At 64.9% G+C, this 16,606-nt stretch carries 18 protein-coding genes; 8 read left to right on the top strand and 10 right to left on the bottom strand.

Annotated elements, in window-relative coordinates:
- Window positions 1-14: 14 nt before the first annotated feature.
- From tsaE to glmS, 7 genes are all read right to left on the bottom strand, one after another.
- Window positions 15-716, bottom strand: coding sequence for a tRNA (adenosine(37)-N6)-threonylcarbamoyltransferase complex ATPase subunit type 1 TsaE (gene tsaE, locus F0311_RS12745; RefSeq protein ID WP_223881321.1), 702 nt, complete (start codon window positions 714-716; stop codon window positions 15-17).
- The gene (gene alr, locus F0311_RS12750) at window positions 713-1,843 is read right to left on the bottom strand and encodes an alanine racemase (RefSeq protein WP_150462299.1); all 1,131 of its coding nucleotides are present in this window, start codon (window positions 1,841-1,843) and stop codon (window positions 713-715) included. Before alr ends, tsaE begins: the two co-directional genes overlap by 4 nt.
- A 23-nt stretch (window positions 1,844-1,866) precedes the next feature.
- Window positions 1,867-2,016: a hypothetical protein gene (locus F0311_RS18120; protein WP_191089914.1), complete on the bottom strand. Its 150-nt coding sequence runs from the start codon at window positions 2,014-2,016 to the stop codon at window positions 1,867-1,869.
- Window positions 2,013-2,345 (bottom strand): hypothetical protein, encoded by a 333-nt coding sequence (locus tag F0311_RS12755; protein WP_150462300.1) that lies wholly within the window; start codon window positions 2,343-2,345, stop codon window positions 2,013-2,015. The genes F0311_RS18120 and F0311_RS12755 overlap by 4 nt, the downstream gene beginning before the upstream one ends.
- The gene (locus tag F0311_RS12760) at window positions 2,338-4,023 is read right to left on the bottom strand and encodes an NAD(P)H-hydrate dehydratase (RefSeq protein WP_150462301.1); all 1,686 of its coding nucleotides are present in this window, start codon (window positions 4,021-4,023) and stop codon (window positions 2,338-2,340) included. The genes F0311_RS12755 and F0311_RS12760 overlap by 8 nt, the downstream gene beginning before the upstream one ends.
- A 59-nt stretch (window positions 4,024-4,082) precedes the next feature.
- A complete protein-coding gene (locus F0311_RS12765; protein WP_150462338.1) occupies window positions 4,083-4,433 on the bottom strand; it encodes a holo-ACP synthase in 351 nt (116 codons plus the stop codon).
- Window positions 4,434-4,568: 135 nt separating this feature from the next.
- Complete coding sequence (gene glmS, locus F0311_RS12770; protein ID WP_150462302.1) at window positions 4,569-6,434, bottom strand: glutamine--fructose-6-phosphate transaminase (isomerizing); 1,866 nt, start codon at window positions 6,432-6,434, stop codon at window positions 4,569-4,571.
- Between the two features lie 168 nt (window positions 6,435-6,602).
- Between glmS and F0311_RS12775 the strand changes: the two genes are divergently transcribed.
- The 6 genes from F0311_RS12775 (at window position 6,603) to F0311_RS12805 (ending at window position 11,630) form a co-directional block, all read left to right on the top strand.
- Complete coding sequence (locus F0311_RS12775; RefSeq protein ID WP_150462303.1) at window positions 6,603-6,977, top strand: nuclear transport factor 2 family protein; 375 nt, start codon at window positions 6,603-6,605, stop codon at window positions 6,975-6,977.
- Window positions 6,978-7,054: 77 nt separating this feature from the next.
- The gene (gene coaA, locus F0311_RS12780) at window positions 7,055-8,041 is read left to right on the top strand and encodes a type I pantothenate kinase (protein WP_191089923.1); all 987 of its coding nucleotides are present in this window, start codon (window positions 7,055-7,057) and stop codon (window positions 8,039-8,041) included.
- Window positions 8,041-8,922 (top strand): M15 family metallopeptidase, encoded by an 882-nt coding sequence (locus F0311_RS12785; RefSeq protein ID WP_150462304.1) that lies wholly within the window; start codon window positions 8,041-8,043, stop codon window positions 8,920-8,922. Before coaA ends, F0311_RS12785 begins: the two co-directional genes overlap by 1 nt.
- 3 nt (window positions 8,923-8,925) lie before the next feature.
- Window positions 8,926-10,332 carry an adenylosuccinate lyase gene (gene purB / locus F0311_RS12790; protein WP_150462305.1) on the top strand — a complete coding sequence of 469 codons (1,407 nt, stop codon included), beginning with the start codon at window positions 8,926-8,928 and terminating at the stop codon, window positions 10,330-10,332.
- Window positions 10,333-10,445: 113 nt separating this feature from the next.
- Window positions 10,446-10,628, top strand: a complete 183-nt coding sequence (locus F0311_RS12795) for a type II toxin-antitoxin system Phd/YefM family antitoxin (RefSeq protein ID WP_223881322.1) — start codon at window positions 10,446-10,448, stop codon at window positions 10,626-10,628.
- A gap of 405 nt (window positions 10,629-11,033) precedes the next feature.
- Complete coding sequence (locus tag F0311_RS12805; RefSeq protein WP_150462306.1) at window positions 11,034-11,630, top strand: sugar O-acetyltransferase; 597 nt, start codon at window positions 11,034-11,036, stop codon at window positions 11,628-11,630.
- Window positions 11,631-11,641: 11 nt separating this feature from the next.
- Here the strand turns inward: F0311_RS12805 and F0311_RS18125 are convergent, their stop codons facing one another.
- The 3 genes from F0311_RS18125 to F0311_RS12815 form a co-directional block, all read right to left on the bottom strand.
- Window positions 11,642-11,809 (bottom strand): VOC family protein, encoded by a 168-nt coding sequence (locus F0311_RS18125; RefSeq protein ID WP_191089915.1) that lies wholly within the window; start codon window positions 11,807-11,809, stop codon window positions 11,642-11,644.
- Between the two features lie 10 nt (window positions 11,810-11,819).
- Window positions 11,820-12,722, bottom strand: a complete 903-nt coding sequence (locus F0311_RS12810; RefSeq protein WP_223881323.1) for an alpha/beta fold hydrolase — start codon at window positions 12,720-12,722, stop codon at window positions 11,820-11,822.
- 84 nt (window positions 12,723-12,806) lie between these two features.
- Window positions 12,807-14,630, bottom strand: a complete 1,824-nt coding sequence (locus tag F0311_RS12815; RefSeq protein WP_191089916.1) for an ABC transporter ATP-binding protein — start codon at window positions 14,628-14,630, stop codon at window positions 12,807-12,809.
- Between the two features lie 76 nt (window positions 14,631-14,706).
- Here F0311_RS12815 and F0311_RS12820 point away from each other — a divergent pair, with 76 nt between their 5' ends.
- Both F0311_RS12820 and F0311_RS12825 read left to right on the top strand, forming a co-directional pair.
- The gene (locus tag F0311_RS12820; RefSeq protein WP_150462307.1) at window positions 14,707-15,276 is read left to right on the top strand and encodes a TetR/AcrR family transcriptional regulator; all 570 of its coding nucleotides are present in this window, start codon (window positions 14,707-14,709) and stop codon (window positions 15,274-15,276) included.
- Window positions 15,277-15,415: 139 nt separating this feature from the next.
- The gene (locus tag F0311_RS12825; protein WP_191089917.1) at window positions 15,416-16,315 is read left to right on the top strand and encodes an aminoglycoside phosphotransferase family protein; all 900 of its coding nucleotides are present in this window, start codon (window positions 15,416-15,418) and stop codon (window positions 16,313-16,315) included.
- Window positions 16,316-16,606 lie beyond the last annotated feature (291 nt).

The raw sequence follows: 16,606 nt of genomic DNA on the forward strand, positions 1-16,606 counted from the left end.
GGTGGTTTTACTGTTCAGAGCACTCCGAGGGGCTGGCTCCACCTGTCGCCGTAGCCGCGCAGCACTGCAGTCCGGGCTGTGCCCAAGGCATCCTGCTCACTCTCACTGAAGTCAGTTTCGATACTGTCAACGCCAACTGGGGATTCAGGTGCGAACGCCGGCGCCACCGCAGTCGGCCGAGAGGCGAGCGGGGTTCCCTGATCTGACCCACCCGGCTGCTCCGCATCCGCGCAGGTGCCAGAGGTCAGGGGTCCGCCCCCGCCGCCGGGACTAGCGCTGAGTTCCAGGTCCAGCCACGAGCCGCCGGGGCCCACCGAGGCCTGTTCCACCAAGCCGCGCCCCCATTCGACCACGGTCACCGAATGCGGCAAAGTGGCCAGCAGGTCCAAAGATTCCAACCCGGAAGCGTCAGTGCGATAAGCGTCCACATGAACCAGGTCCGGGGCGGCGTCGTCGCTATTCTGATGTATCCGAGAGAGCACAAAGGTCGGAGAGCTGATCTGCCCCTGGATTCCCAATGCCTCCCCCAGCGCCTGGGTGAAGGTGGTCTTGCCTGCACCCAGTCCGCCGGTGAGCACCAGTAGATCTCCGGCGCGCAGCTGTGCTGCCAGTCGGCGGGCGAACGCAGCGGTCTCTTCCAGATCGGCGAGCTGGAACTGGCACCGCCAGTTCTCCCCGGGCAGCGGCGGGCGAGGTGAGGAGATGTCGCTCTTCACTCAGCGGGCTCCTGGTTGACCACGGTGCGTGGGACCCGGGCACCGATCCGGGTGATGATCTCGTAGTTGATGGTCCCGGCGGCGGCACCCCAGTCGGCGGCCTCGATGCCGGAGTCCCCGCCGAAGATGGTGACCTCATCACCGACCTGGACATCGGTATGCTCGCCCAGGTCCACCACGAACTGGTCCATGGCCACCCGGCCGGCGGAGTGGTAGCGGCGGCCGCGGATGAGCACGGGGGCGCCGACTGCGTTCCGGGGGATGCCGTCGGCGTAGCCCAGTGGGATCAGCCCCAGGTGGGTGGGGGCCTCCACTCGGTGGGTGAGCCCGTAGCTGATGCCGTGACCTGCCGGAACGCGTTTGACATTGGCCACGGTGGTGCGCAGCTCCATGGCCGGCCTGAGTCCCAGCGAGGCCGCGGGGCGGTCGGCGAAGGGGCTCTGCCCATAGATGCCCACGCCCACCCGGACCATGTCGAAGTGCGCGTCCGGCCGGGAGAGCGCCGCCGGAGTGTTCGCCGCGTGGCGCAGGTCGGGGACGACGCCGCCGGCTTCCGCAGCTGCCAGGGCCTCACCGAAGGCGGCCAGCTGCTCGTCGGTCTCTTTGCGGTCCGGCTCATCGGCCACCGCCATATGGGTGAAGACGCCTTCCACGCTGATCAGGCCCTGGTTTTGGAACTCCGCGGCGCGCTGGACCAGGCCCGGCCAGTCGGTCATGGCGGCACCATTGCGGCCCAAGCCGGTATCGACCTTCAGGTGGACCCGGGCCGGCTCGTGAAGAGCCTCGGCGGCTGCGGCCACCTGGTCCAGGTCCCAGCCGGAGGTCCCGAGGTCGATATGCGCCTCGATCCCGGCGGCGAAGTCTGAGTCCCGGGTGTGCAGCCAGGCCAGCAGGGGGGCGTCGATTCCAGCTTCGCGCAGCTGCAGGGCCTCGGTGATATGCGCGGTGCCCAGCCAGTCGGCACCGCCGGCCAGGGCCGCACGGGCGGCAGGGACCAGCCCGTGCCCATAGCCGTCGGCCTTGACTGCGGCAAGCACCTTGGCTGGGCGCACGAACTCAGCGATGGTGCGCACATTATGCGCAATCGCGGAGGCATCGATGATCGCTGCCCGCTCCGGAGAATTCATCCGTTCAGCGTATCGCGATCCACTCACTTCTTTACCGTGCGATAGATCAAGTATCCGAGGCCTGTCAGTAGCAGTATCGCCACTGCCACGACGGTCAGAAAGATCGTGCGCATTTCCCGGGCGATGCTCTCGTGATTGGCATCAATGTGCAGCAGCCAGTCCCACCACATCACAGTTTGCTCACCTCCGTGGCAGTTTCAGGGCCTCGGCAGCCATCGTCGTCGTCACCTTTACCGCTGAGGCGGACCACCAGGTGGACAGCGCCAACCAGCAGCAGGACCAAAGGGATGATGAAAAGCGAGAAGATCCCGCCCAGGAACAGCACATCGCCGGAGAGCGGGACTGTATCGTCGTCGCCGCCTTTAGCCTGGGCCATACCCTTGGCGGACTGGTAGCCCATCACTATCGCGGTGATCATCCCCACGCCGGCCGCCACCGCATAGGTCGCGCACCAGCCCTTGGGTTTAGGCAGTTCCAGGTCTTGGTGCTGCGGGTTAGACATGGGGGATTTCCTCAATGAGCTGAGCAGCCCCAAAACGGCCGCGGTGCTGCGGGTCAATGTGCTGCGCCGCCGCGGTGTGCATACTGACCCCCCAGGCTGCGACGGCGAGCCAATCCTCCTGCTGGGTACTGGCCAGTGCGCCGAGGATGCCGGAGAGCACGTCCCCGGTGCCCGCGGTGGCCAGCCCGGGGGCTGCGGCCCGATGCAGGATCACCTCGCCCTGCGGTGAGGCGATGACCGTGGTGGCCCCCTTGAGCAGCACGGTGCAGTCCAGTCGACCAGCGATCCGGCGGGCGGCCTCCACTGGATCAGTCTTAGGCCAGTCACTCTCCAGCATTCCGGCCAGCACGCGGTCTCGCAGGGTTTTGGCGATCTGCCGGGCCTCCCCCAGGTGCGGGGTGATGAGCACATTCTTGTTCAGCCCCCCGCTGCGGCGCAGCTGGTCGCGGATCAGCCCCAGCCCCGAGGCGTCCAGCACGCAGGCGGTGCCGGTCTCCAAGCACTGCTCCAGCACGGCTTCTGCCTCCTGAAGGCGTGCCGGCTCCTCCCCGATACCCGGCCCGACGACGACGCAGGATGCTCGGCTGACTGCCTCAGCACTGTAGTGTGCCGAGACACCGATCACTTCCGGGTGGGCAGCCAGCACCTGTGAGCGCACCGTCTCCGGAGCCTGCAGGATCACCATTCCCACTCCGGTGCGCACCGCGGCGCCGACCGTGAGCCGAGCCGCACCCGGGTACTGCTCGGAGCCGGCCAGGATATGGACCACTCCCCGGGAGTACTTATGGTCGGTGGGCTGCGGGGGACTGCTCGGCACCGGGTCAGTCCCAGGAGTGTGGGTGATCAGCTGCACCGGGACCTGGGGCAGGTGCTTGCCGAGCCCGATGTCCACGGTGTGCAGCCGGCCGCTGAGGTGTCCCCCACGCCCAGTAATCAGTCCCTGTTTGAGTCCGCCGAAGGTCACCGTGTGGTCAGCTGGGATGGTGCCGTCACCGGCGGCACCTGTGTCGGCGTTGACTCCGGAGGGCAGATCGCAGGCGACCACCACGCACCGCCGGGCCGCGGTGTTTGCGCTACAGCGCTTACGCTCCTCAAGCGACTGCCCGCGTCGCGGGCACCTCTCAATGGTCTCGGAAACTGCGCCGCAAACGCGGCATTGCGTTCGGCTCAGTCGGGTCTCGGAAGACTCGGAGCCAGTCTCTGACGTCAGGGCCCCCGCTCGGCTCAACAGGGCGTCGTCATCCAGCAGCTGCGCCAGACCGGGGATCTCCGGACGGGTGAACTCTCCGCGGAAGCCGGTGCCGAGCACAGCGTCGATCAGCACCTCGGTCTCCGAAGGCACGGAGCTGATCACTCTGCCACCAGCTGTCCGGAACGCCTGCAGCGCCTCGGGGTGCGCCCGGTCCCGGACCAGCACCGCCCGTACGACGACTCCGCGGCGGGCCAGGAACGCCAGCGCATATAGCCCGTCCCCGCCGTTGTTCCCCGAGCCGATCAGTCCGGTGACCCGGGCTCCGTAGCCACGGCCGCACAGCAGCCGGGCAATGTGCTGGGCCAGCCCGTAGGCGGCCCGCCGCATCAGGACAGGGCCCTGGCCGGCGTCCAGCAGAGGCTTTTCGGCCGCACGGATCTGCTCCCCGGTATAGACCGGGGTCAGCGGCAGATGGTGTCCGCCCATATCCGTTCCTCCCACACCGCTTCCGAGGACTCATCTCCAGACTAACGGGTGCGGCCAGCTCAGGACTCGGCAATCACCATGGCCGTGGCGAGGTCGCCGTCGTGGGAGAGCGAAAGATGCCAGCGCTGCACACCCTTAGCCTCGGCCACAACGGCTACGGTGCCGGTCACCTGAAGATAGGGGTCACCGGCGTCGTCACAGACGACCTCGCAGTCCTGGAAGCTCATCCCGGCCGGGGCGCCCAGTGCCTTGGCCACTGCCTCCTTGGCGGCGAACCGGGCGGCCAGTGAACGCACCCTCAGCTCACGCTCGGCGGGTGTGAACAGGCGTTGGCGCAGCGTGGGGGTGCGCTCCAACTGCTCGACGAAGCGCGGTACATCCACCACGTCCATCCCGATCCCCACGATCACCTCAGTCTCACCTCTCATACATCTGTTCATACCTCTGTCTCCGGCACCCCATCCCGCTGAGTGCATGTTTTGTGCAGCGTTTCGTTCCCGAATCGGCCCAAAATACTGCTCACATCATGCACTCAGCACAACCCTTCACTCCACGGTGACCGATTTGGCGAGGTTACGGGGCTGATCTACGTCATAGCCCTTCTCGGTGGCCAGGGCGCAGGCGAAGATCTGCAGCGGCACGGTGGTCAGCAGCGGCATCAGCAGCGGCTGAGTCTCGGGCACGAAGAAGACGTTCTCCGAAAACTCGGTCACCGCATCGTCGCCATCTTCGGCCACGGTGATGGTCTTGGCCCCGCGGGCACGGACCTCCTGGATGTTGGAGACCACCTTGCTGTGCAGGGAGTCCCTGCCCCGGGGTGAGGGCACCACCACAAAGACCGGCTGGCCTTCCTCGATCAGGGCGATCGGTCCGTGCTTGAGCTCCCCGGCAGCAAACCCCTCGGCGTGGATATAGGCCAGTTCCTTCAGCTTCAGGGCCCCTTCCATCGCTACGGGGAACCCGACATGCCGGCCTAAGAACAGCACCGACGGGGTCTGGGCCATACCCCGGGCCAGAGCCTTGATCGGCTCAGCTCCATCAAGAATGGTCTGAATCTTGCCCGGGATCTTATGCAGATCGGCCAGAATGTCGCTGATCTGCCCGCTAAACAGCTGGCCGCGCAGCTGAGCCAGATACAGGCCCAGCAGGTAGCTGGCGGTGATCATCGCAAGAAATGCCTTGGTCGAGGCCACCGCGATCTCCGGGCCAGCATGCAGATACAACACCGCATCAGACTCCCGCGGAATCGTAGACCCGTTGGTGTTGCAGATGCTCAAGGTCCTGGCCCCTTGTTCCTTGGCGTAGCGGACCGCCATCAGAGTATCCATCGTCTCCCCAGACTGGGAGATCGAGACCACCAGGGTGGTCTCATCGATGATCGGGTCCCGGTAGCGGAACTCGTGAGCCAGCTCCACCTCCACCGGGATCCGAGTCCAGTGCTCGATGGCATATTTGGCCACCGTGCCGGCATAGGCGGCAGTGCCGCAGGCCAGCACAATGATCTTGGAGGTCCGCTTCAGCTCCTCTGGGCTGATCCGCAGCTCATCCAGGGTCAGCTTCCCCGAGGCATCAGTACGGCCCAGCAGGGTGTCTTCGACTGCTTTGGGCTGCTCATGGATCTCCTTCTCCATAAAAGAGGCATAGCCGCCCTTCTCAGCAGCCGAGGCGTCCCAGTTGATGTGGAACCGTTTTCCCTCAGCCGGGGTGCCGTCAAAGTTGATGATCGCCACATCACCGGTGGTGATCGTCACGATCTGGTCCTGCTCCAGCTCCACCGCTTCCCGGGTGAAGTCGATGAACCCGGAGACGTCCGAGCCCAGGAAGTTCTCGCCCTCGCCCAGGCCGACCACTAGCGGGGAGTTCCGCCGGGCGGCCACCACCCGGTCCGGCGCCTCGGTGTGGACCGCCAGCAGGGTAAAGGCCCCGTCGAGTTCGTTGACCGCCTGCCGCATCGCCTCGGTCAGGTCCCCAGTAGCCTGATAAGCCTCGCCGAGCAGTTTGGCGGCCACCTCGGTGTCGGTCTGGGAGTCGAACGTGTGCCCGGCCGCCGAGAGCTTCTGCTTCAGCTCGGCGAAGTTCTCAATGATCCCGTTGTGGATCACCGCCAGGCGCCCGTCGTCGCCGAAGTGCGGATGCGCGTTCTGGTCCGTGGGCCCGCCGTGAGTCGCCCAGCGGGTGTGCCCGATTCCCAACGAGGCTGGGACCAGCGGGGCGCCCTCGATCTCATCAATCAGATTCGCCAGCTTCCCTGACTTCTTCCGCGCCTCGATGGTGCCGCCGGCCACTGTGGCCACACCGGCAGAGTCGTAGCCGCGGTATTCCAACCGCCGCAGCCCTTCCAAAAGCACATCCAACGCCTGATGCTCAGCAATCTTCTCCGGCAGCCCGATATAACCAACGATTCCACACATGCCGGTCAGAATACCGTGAACAGCCCACCGCACCCTCCAGGCAGATGACGGCGCCTGATTGAGCCGAATGCAGCCCCGCTCACTTTGGCGCGCCTGAGGCGTTTGATGAGCGCAGGCAGAGCAACGCCGGGAGACGTGAGACATCCCACACTGGACTATGCTGAGGTGATGAGCATTGCATCCGAACAGATCGAAGCGGTGGTCCGGCGCTACTACCAGTTGGTCGACGCCCAGGACCTGGCCCTGCTGGAGACTTTTCACGACGACGCCACCTACAAACGTCCCGGATATGCGGAGTTCCGCGGCCATGATGAGCTGCGTGAGTTCTACTCCGGGGAGCGCATCATCGATGCCGGCGCCCACACCATCGGTCAGCTGTTCATTCACGGTCCCCATGCCGCAGTGGAGGGCAGTTTCACCGGCACCCTGAAGGACGGACGATCGGTAGAACTGGCCTTCAGCGACTTCTTCGACCTTCAAGAGCGGGCCGGAGAGGTCCGCATCGCCGCCAGACGCACCTACTTCGACGACCAGCAGGTCTGAGACCGCAGCCGCTGTAAAGTGGGTCTGTGCCCCATGAGCCGCAGACCCCTACCTCCCCTGTGCCGGTGCCTCCGGAGATCTCCGGGACGGCACCCTGGGCGGGCTCCCCTCCGGCAGACAACCAGGCGACGTCGTACTCCCCTTTTGTGGAGCTGGGCAGATCCGCCTGGGCGCGGCTGGCGGAGTCCATTGAGCAGCCGCTGAACCAGGATGACGTGGACCGGCTGCGCGGTATCGGCGACCACCTTTCCCTGGAGGAGGTGGCCCAGGTCTACCTGCCGCTGTCCCGACTGCTGAACATCTACGTGGAGAATGCCGCCCAGCTGCGCGCGGCCACCAATGACTTCCTGGGCGAGTCCACCCGGCGCACACCGTTCATCATCGGAGTGGCTGGTTCGGTGGCGGTGGGCAAGTCCACCACTGCGCGGGTGCTGCAGGAGATGCTGCGGCGCTGGCCCTCCACACCGCGGGTGGAGCTGGTCACCACTGACGGGTTCCTATATCCGAACGCGGAGCTGCGCCGCCGCGGGATCATGGACCGCAAAGGCTTTCCGGAGGCCTATGATCGTCGCCGTCTGCTGCGCTTCGTCTCCGAGGTGAAGTCCGGCCGCCCGGAGGTCTCCGCCCCGGTCTACTCCCACCTGAAGTACGACATCATCCCAGGTGAGCACCACATTGTGCGCCGTCCTGATGTGCTGATCCTGGAGGGACTCAACGTGCTGCAGCCGGCCCGGGTGCGCGCTGATGGCACAGCGGGACTGGCGCTGAGCGACTTCTTCGACTTCTCGATCTACGTGGACGCTCGGCAGGCTCATATCCAGCAGTGGTACGTAGAGCGGTTCATGCGCTGGCGACACGGGGCCTTCTCGGACCCTGAGGCCTATTTCCACCAGTACAGCCGCCTCACTGATGAGGAGGCTGTCACCCGCGCCACCGGCATCTGGAACCGGATCAACGGACCCAATCTGCGCGAGAACATCCAGCCCACCCGCTCCCGCGCCCGCCTGGTGATGTCCAAGGATGAGGAGCACAGCGTCTCCCGGGTGCTGCTGCGGAAGGTCTGATGCGCAGCCGGGATCTGTGGGCATTGTGCTGCCTGTGCGGCCTCGTGCTCTCTGGGTGTGCGCATGCGGAGGATGAGCCCTCCGGGGCCGAACCGAGCAGAACGCAGGACCTCCAGGGTACGACGACGCCCGCTGAGCCCCGTGCCCAGAGCACGCTTCCGGTGCCCGACCCCACCCCGGAACCGCCTGAGCCGACCCGGGCCTCAGACCCCAGCTGGGACCCGGCTTCGATCCATGTGCTGGTGAACCGGCAGAATCCGTTGGATCCGGTGGACTATACACCGGATGACTTGGTGGAGCTTGAAGTGCGCACCACGGTGGGAGGCCCGCTGTACCTGCGCGAGGAATCTGCCCAGGCACTGGATGAGATGTTCAGCGAGGCTGCCGATCAGGGTGTGGTGCTGGCGGTGACCAGTGCGTACCGATCCTTCGACGGGCAGGCCCGGGTCTACTCCGACCGGCACCAGCATCTGGGCACTGAGGCCACTGATGAGTTCGCCGCCCGGCCCGGATACTCCGAGCACCAGACCGGTCTGGCGGTGGATGTCATCAGTATCGAGAACCCGGAGTGCATCCATGGAGACTGCTTCGACCGGACTCCAGAGTTCGCCTGGGTTCAGGAGAACTCTGCCGGTTATGGGTTCGTCATCCGGTACCCGGAGGGTGCTGAGCACATCACCGGCTTCGGCTATGAGCCTTGGCATCTGCGCTATGTGGGCCCGGAGACCGCAGCGGAGGTGGCGAAGGAGGACCTCACCCTGGAGGAGTACTGGGATCAGCCCGCCGCCCCCGACTATGACGAGCCGGAGCCGGATCTTGATCTCCTGCGCGGTGAACGTGCTGGCGCACAACACCAGGGCGTGGTTACGTGGGAGGATTAAGGTATGACTCGCGTATCCTTTGCTGCCGCTGAACCTGCCATTGCCCTGGGCGCCCTGGAAGGCCGCTACCGCTCGGTGGTGGCCGCTTTGGTGGACCACCTGTCTGAGGCTGCGCTGAACCGCAACCGGATTCATGTGGAGGTCGAATGGTTCATCCATCTCTGCCAGGCCCAGGTGCTGCCCGGTCTGCCGCAGCTTACTGCTGAGCAGATCGCCGGGCTGCGCGGCATTGTGGAGGGCTTCGGGCCGGAGGAGATCACGGAGCTGGCTGCGATCGAGGCTGAGACCGTGCATGATGTCAAAGCCGTGGAGTACTTCATCGCTCGGCGTCTGGAGCCGCTCGGCCTGGGTGGGCTGAAGCCACTGGTGCACTTTGCCTGCACATCGGAGGACATCAATAACCTGGCCTATGCGCTGGGAATCCGTGACGCCGTCACCCAGGTGTGGCTGCCCGCGGCCCAGGAAGCTGTGGCGGAGCTGGGTGAGTTGGCGGCGTCCTCGGCTGAGCTGCCGATGCTCTCACGCACCCATGGCCAGCCGGCCACCCCCACTACCCTGGGCAAGGAGATCGCGGTTTTCGTACACCGGCTGAATCGGCAGTTGGGCCGGATTCAGTCCCAGGATTTCCTGGGCAAGATCAACGGTGCCACCGGCACCTACGCTGCGCATCTGGCGGCGGCCCCAGAGGCTGACTGGCCGGGAGTTGCGCGTCAGTTTGTGGAGAAGCTGGGGCTGACCTTCAACCCGCTGACCACTCAGATTGAGTCGCATGACTTCCAGGCGGAGCTCTACGCCGATGTGGCCCGGTTCAATCGGATTCTGCACGGGTTGTGCGTGGATGTGTGGAGCTATATCTCGATCGGCTTCTTCCGGCAGATCCCGGTGGCCGGGGCAGCCGGGTCTTCGACCATGCCGCATAAGGTCAACCCGATCCGGTTCGAGAACGCTGAGGCGAACTTGGAGATTTCCAACGCTCTACTGGACACATTGGGGGCCACCCTGGTGGAGTCGCGCTGGCAGCGAGATCTCACCGATTCCTCCGGACAGCGCAATATCGGCACCGCTCTAGGGCATTCAGTGCTGGCCCTCTCCAATGTGACCAAGGGCCTCAAGCAGCTGGACGTGGCCCAGGAGGTGATCGCCGCGGACTTGGACGCCAACTGGGAGGTGCTCGGCGAGGCCATCCAGACCGTAATGCGCGCCGAGGCGATCGCCGGGGTTGAGGGGATGGAGGACCCCTATGAGCGGCTGAAGGAGCTGACCCGCGGCCGCCGCGTGGACGCCGAGAAGCTCAAGGAGTTCGTGGCCGAGTTGGGACTGAGCCCCGAGGCTGAGGCACGACTGAAGAACCTCACCCCCGCCGACTACACCGGCCTGGCCGCCGCCCTCGCCCAGGAGTTCGGCAAGTAGGTCCAGTACAACGACGACGGCCGCCTGACGCTATCCCTCAGTGCTCGGCAACAGCTTCACAGAGCTGTATATCGACACTAAAATAGGTACGTACCTACACCCAGGAGCGTGTTGTGACGACCATCAGTGCACGAGAATTCAACAAGGACGTCAGTGCCGCCAAGCGCGCTGCTGCGCACAGCCCGGTCTTCATCACTGATCGGGGCCGAACCTCCCATGTGCTGCTCACCGCAGAGGAGTACCAGCAGCTCGCAAGCGTGCGCAGCTCACTCGCCGAGGCCCTTGAGCATGGATGAAGCAGGGATCGGTGACTTCGAGCCGCCTCGCTCCAGGCACAACGCACCAGGCCGGAGCGTGACTCTTTCATCGCCGCCACTGCGCTGACGAACAATCTCGGCATCGTGACACGCAACACCACCGACTTTCAGGACACCGGCGTCCAGTTGTTCAACCCCTGGGTCCCGTAGGATTGCCCCAAACCCGCATCCCGCCATCTGATCACCCACCTGTCCCTGGGCAAGGACCGCCATGGACTTCTGCCCCGCCGGGAAGCCCGGCTGCCTGCATCCTCAGCCGTTGGCCGACGCTGCGGGACTCTCCCCAAACAGGAGTAATGCCACATCTGAGCTGAACCAGCAATTGGGCAAGATGATTGCCGCGAAGATCTCTGTCGAAGCCTGGGGGCGAAATAGACTTGTCATATGACTCGTCCAGAAGCTGACAAGCTGTATGCCCACGACGGGCGGAGCAACTGGGAGCGGCTGCAGGCCGGGGACTGGTACCAGGCCGATGAGGAGATCCTCCAGCGGGCATTCGCCGCCCAGCGGATGGCCGCCGAGTACAGCGCTCTGGTCCAGCAGGGCCAGTACGACGACGCCGCAGCCCGGCTTCCCCAGCTGATCGGAAACCTTGGCGAGGATGTCGCCATCAGGGCGCCGCTGATGGTCGACTACGGGGCGCATATGTCCATCGGGGACCGCACCTTCATCAACACGGGTCTGGTGGCCCTCGACGTCGCTCCGATCACCATCGGCGCTGACTGCCAGCTGGGCCCGAACGTCCAACTGCTCACACCCATACACCCTCTGGAGCCCGGACCCCGGAGGGACAAATGGGAGTCCGCCCAGCCCATCACGATCCAAGACAACGTGTGGCTCGGCGGCGGCGTCACCGTCTGTCCCGGTGTGAACATCGGCGAGAACTCGGTGATCGGTGCGGGCGCGGTGGTCACCCAGGATATACCGGCCAATGTGGTGGTGGTGGGCAATCCTGCTCGGGTGGTCAAGCAGCTGGCCTGACCACCCCTGCCTCACTGCTCGTCGCCGTCGGCCTGCACCTCCGCGCCGACGATGAACATCCACTCCACGCCGAACTTATCTTTGGGGTCCCAGTGAGCGGCCTCCAGCGGAGTGGATATCTCGGCATCGGGGGCGAATTTCTCCCAGTCCCAAGACCTGGCACAGCCGACGCTGTCCACCCTGAGTGCTCTAGCCCACCTTTGCAGTACCTGAGGCCAGGAACTCCCGAATATGCTTCTCGACGCGGGGCCAGTCGCTGGTGAACCAGATGAGGTGGTGCTCCGCTGAGGTCTCCAGCAGAGAACTCTGCGGCAAGGCTTCGTGCAGGGTTTCAGCATGGCGGAAAGGCACCGAGCCGTCCCGTCGGCTGTGAATGATGAGAGCAGGCTGTGCAGCTATCTCTTCCCGATGCTGGTCGAGCACCTCAAGATCGTTGCGGAACCCGGTCTGAGAGCGCATCCGGGAGAACAGCTCGATCAGATCCGCGCGGTGCTCTGCGGAAACGTCGGCGAGGACCTCCTTGCTGGAGGATGTGGAGAGGCCGCCGAGCAGCGCTTTCAGCCCGAGAACCGGCACCCTGCGCATAAGCTGCCGGACCATCGCCCATGTCCTGCGCTCTGTCACCGGAGAGAATACGCTGCGGGCGACCAAGCGGGCCAAGCGCCCTGGCCAGGGAAGCGAGCCGACGGAGGCCTGCAGAATCACCCGCTCCACCAGGTCTGGGCTGCATGCTGCCAGAGCAGTGGCGTAGGGCCCTCCCGCAGAGACTCCGACCACCGCTGCCACGCGAGTGATCCCCAGGTGCTGCCACAGCTCAAGTATGGACTCAGCAAACTTCTCGGGCCCAGGGCCGGCGGTCAGCGACGTCTGACCATATCCAGGGCGAGACACCACGAGCACCGAGTGATCCGCCTCGATGAACACCGCTTCACCCACCGCTAGGCCGGCGTGCATGTGCCCACCATGCAGAATCACGACGACGCCGTCCCCGCGCCTTTCAAAGCGATACTCCACTGCGCCTGCGCTCAGTGCAGCAACGGCAGTCGGCCGCGCCATATCGTGGCCATCCCTCTCGCCTGAACTCTTCTCCATGCCCCTAATACTGCCTCCGGGGCTACGAGGGGACAATGGCTCGCAGGAATCAACCGAGTTCACGGTCAACCACTACGCAGCTTCCTACACCTGGGCTTCGATCCGCAGGGCGGAGACCAGGTCCCGGTACAGCTCGGTGCTCTCCAACAGTTCATGGTGGGTGCCGCGGCCGATGATTCGGCCGGAGTCCATCACCAGGATCTCCTCAGCCTCGATCACTGTGGAGAGCCGGTGGGCGATCGTCACCACGGCAGCCCCTTGAGCGACCTCGGCGATGGTCTCCTTGATCGCCGCCTCGGTGATCCCGTCCACCTGGGCGGTGGCCTCGTCCAGCAGCAGCACCCGAGGTTTGGCCAGCAGGGCACGGGCCAGCGCGATGCGCTGGCGCTGGCCCCCTGAGACGTTGGTCTCGGTGAGTGTGGTCTCCAGCCCCTCGGGCAGCTCAGCGATCTTCTCCGCCAGGTGCAGCCGGTCCAGGAGCGCAGCGATCTCGTCATCCCCCGCCGCAGGGTTGGAGAAGAACAGGTTCTCCCGGACGGTCCCGGGAACCACCGGCGTCTCCTGCTCCACATAGGCGAAGGCCTGCCGCACCTGAGCGTGGTCGAGCTGCGAGTAATCAGCACCTGCCAGTCGGATCTGGCCGGAGGCCGGCTCCAGGAACCGCAGCATCAGGTTCAGCAGGGTGGTCTTGCCCGCTCCGGAGGAGCCGACTAGAGCGATATGGCCGCGCTCGGGAACACTGAAGCTGATCTGCTCCACCGCCGGCTCCGCATCAGCCGAGTAGCGGGCGGTCACCTCCTGGAACTCAAGCAGTGGGGAGGAACCGGTACACACCTCGCCAGGCCCAGTGCGGGCTGCGGCACTCAACCGAGCCTCAGCAGCCTTGACATCGGCTCCATGCCGGGTCTCGGCAAACACCTTGACATCGGCCCCCTCACCCTCGACCTCCATCTGCTCGATCTGCGCGATGCGGCCCGCGGCAGCCATCCCGGACTGCAGGGTGGTCAGGTTCTGAGTCAGTTCTGTCAACGGCCCCATGAGACCCCAGACATAGAGCAGGAAGGCCACCAGGGCCGAGACCGTCATCTCCCCGGCAGAGACCCGGTAGGCGCCGAAGGCCAACACCATGATCACCGCACCGTCGAGGCCGATCCCGGCCACTGTCCACGCCCCGGCCTGGATCCGCACCGACTTCATGCTGAACCGGCGGGACTCGGCCACATGGTGCATCAGTGAGCTGAACCGGCGCGGTTCCGCGGAAGAGGACTTCACGGTCTTGATCGCCCGCACAGTACCCTCCAGCTCGGAGCCGAGATCGCTGAGTGCGGCCTGTGCCTTCTCCTCCACCTTGGAGATCTGTGGCATCAGCACCGCGAAGAGGGCCAGGACCACCAGGAGAGCAGCGAGGGTGGTGCCCAGCAGCACCCAATCCAGCCGCGCCATCAGCACCAGGGAGCCGATGATCATGATCACTCCGTTGATCAGCCCGATGATCGAGGACGACGCCGCCTGGTTCAGCAGCACAGTATCCGAGGTCACCCGGGTGACCAACTCACCGGGGCCGCGGGAGAGCAGGGCGAAGACCCTGGCGCCCAGGTAGCGCAGCATCATTCGTTTGCGTGCATCGTAAACGATGTCTTCGGCCAGCCGTCCCAGCATCACCCACTGGAACCAACCGACCACCGCGCCGATGACCAGCAGGCCCACCAGCACGAGTACCGGGTCACGCAGCGAGCCGCCGATCGCCAAGGTGTCCAGCACCCATTTGGTGACCATGGGGCTGGCCAGGCCCATCGCCGAGACAGCGAGCGAGAGCACCAGACCGAAGATCAGGATGTGCCGGTAGGGACGGGCATAGGACCAGAGGATGGCCAGTCGAGCCGATGTGGAAATAGTTGATTCACCCATGGTCACTATTGAGACATACTTGTCTTATTTTTGTCAATCAATGATTCAGGGTGGAAGCTTCTAGTACCCTTATGGCATGCCTGAGCACACTGCAGCCGCCGAACGCACCCGGCGCGCCGTCCTCGAAGCGGGCATTGAGGTTCTCGCCTCCAATCCCAGCGCCCCGCTCTCCGAGATCGCCGCAAAGGCCGGGGTCTCTCGCAGCACCTTCCACCGGTACTTCAGTGATCGGAGCGCCCTGAAGAAGGCCGCCGGCGAACTGGCCGTCGAGGCGTGGCACACGGCCGTCGAACGTGCCGGCCTCACAAAGGGGACCGGGTTGGAGGCATACCGGCGGCTGTGCACCGAACTGATGGACAGCCTGCCTGCCCTGATCTGGTGGATGACGCAGGACGCCCCCGAGGACCACCCTGAGGGCGAGGAGATTGACCGCAACATTGCCGCCATGCTGCAGCGCGGGCAGGAAGACGGCAGCATCGATCCGCAGCTCAGCATCGAGTGGATCAGCAACTCGGTCTGGGCGATGCTCTATGCGGTCTACTACATCCCCATTGAGACCCCGGAGAAGCTGGGCCGCTTCGAAGCCCGCCAGCAGGCTCTGCGCGCCCTGATGAAAGCTGCCGCCGCCGACCCCTCCTCGGTGTGAGCATCACGCGGTCGATAGCTTTTCCTACTTGGAGCAGGCGTGCCAAGTCCATGCAGGCATGGACGGTGGTAGCCCGACGGACGCCGCAGCAGTATTCGACAGGTTTGTAGCCCACGCCGGTGCGGGATACCGTTCGGTGATGGTCACTGACGAGATCTTGGTTCGGGAGGGTGCCGGGCTGCACGACCGCTTCGGCGTTGAGCGTGCCGATCAGTTCGGTCAAGCACTTCCTGCCCTGGTGGGGGAGCTTACGGAGCTTTGGGAGCTAAGCATCGAGAAATTCCTTGATGCCGGTGCGACCTCGATCGTGCTGGCCGCCAGCGATGGCTCCGGAGCTCCGGCAGTCCTGAAGATCAGTCCTGACCAGGCGTTCCTGGCGCGTCAGGTGGAGATGCTGCATCATTTGGCCCCGACCGGACGAGTGCCGGCGATTCTGAAGTCCAGCCCTGAGACTGGTGCCGTGCTACTTGAGCGGGTTCTGCCCGGAGACACCGTCAACAGCCCAAATCTGGCGCAGCCCACAGTGCAGGATTGGGCAGCCCTGCTCCATGACCTCCATGCAGCGACCGCTGAGGGCGTGACCGACCTGCTCGATGATCGGTGTGAGGAGATGTTCGAGCGGATCGGGCAACGCCAGCGGAATCCGGCCGTCCGGGAGCGGGTGCCGGACATCGTGTGGGAGGAGACAGTGGATCTGTGCCGCGAGCTGCTGGGCAGTAACGCAGAGAAAGTGGTGATCCACGGGGATCTGCACCTGGGAAACGTCCTGGCCAGCGATGAACATGGACTGGTGGCGATCGACCCGAAGCTGTGCCTGGGCGATCCCTGCTTCGATATGGTCGACTTCGCGATGGTCGAGGGCGGGCCGGCTGAGATTGCGTTCCGCGCCGGCCAGCTGGCTGAGGCCGTCGGGGTGGACCGCAGCCGGATGCTCGCCTGGAGCAAGGTGAACGCCGTGATCACCTCAATCTCACGCCTCACCTTCTACGGCCCGGAGGAACGCAGCAGAGATCTCCTGACCTTCGCCGCACTCACGTGAAGCGACCGGCCGGATGGGAGGGTCTTTCGGCCTCTGGTGCGGTCGTCACCAGGAGCGGAGGGTTTCCACCAAGCTCAATAAATCTGTGATGACCCCCTGCGATTCGTATACGTCACCGTAGTCGGCCGGATGGACAAGATACCGCTGTTCGGCACCTACTAATGTGTGTGTTAGTTAGTCGACTCAGGCGGCGGTGTGGATGTACGCCAGATTCGGGTCATGGAAGAATCCACGCACCAGATGCGGCAGACGCTGCAGGCGGCGCAGCCCTGAAACAGCCAGGCGCTTCAT

It is taken from the genome of Nesterenkonia ebinurensis, from assembly GCF_008711175.1.
GTDB classification, from domain to species: Bacteria; Actinomycetota; Actinomycetes; order Actinomycetales; family Micrococcaceae; genus Nesterenkonia; species Nesterenkonia ebinurensis.

Coding starts and splice junctions, on each gene's coding strand:
- F0311_RS12785 (WP_150462304.1), top strand. CDS start 8,041: ATGCGCAGCCGGGATCTGTGGGCATTGTGCTGCCTGTGCGGCCTCGTG.
- glmS (WP_150462302.1), bottom strand. CDS start 6,434: ATGTGTGGAATCGTTGGTTATATCGGGCTGCCGGAGAAGATTGCTGAG.
- F0311_RS12815 (WP_191089916.1), bottom strand. CDS start 14,630: ATGGGTGAATCAACTATTTCCACATCGGCTCGACTGGCCATCCTCTGG.
- F0311_RS12775 (WP_150462303.1), top strand. CDS start 6,603: ATGAGCATTGCATCCGAACAGATCGAAGCGGTGGTCCGGCGCTACTAC.
- F0311_RS12825 (WP_191089917.1), top strand. CDS start 15,416: ATGGTCACTGACGAGATCTTGGTTCGGGAGGGTGCCGGGCTGCACGAC.
- F0311_RS12805 (WP_150462306.1), top strand. CDS start 11,034: ATGACTCGTCCAGAAGCTGACAAGCTGTATGCCCACGACGGGCGGAGC.
- F0311_RS12755 (WP_150462300.1), bottom strand. CDS start 2,345: ATGTCTAACCCGCAGCACCAAGACCTGGAACTGCCTAAACCCAAGGGC.
- F0311_RS12820 (WP_150462307.1), top strand. CDS start 14,707: ATGCCTGAGCACACTGCAGCCGCCGAACGCACCCGGCGCGCCGTCCTC.
- F0311_RS12760 (WP_150462301.1), bottom strand. CDS start 4,023: ATGGGCGGACACCATCTGCCGCTGACCCCGGTCTATACCGGGGAGCAG.
- F0311_RS12810 (WP_223881323.1), bottom strand. CDS start 12,722: ATGGAGAAGAGTTCAGGCGAGAGGGATGGCCACGATATGGCGCGGCCG.
- alr (WP_150462299.1), bottom strand. CDS start 1,843: ATGAATTCTCCGGAGCGGGCAGCGATCATCGATGCCTCCGCGATTGCG.
- purB (WP_150462305.1), top strand. CDS start 8,926: ATGACTCGCGTATCCTTTGCTGCCGCTGAACCTGCCATTGCCCTGGGC.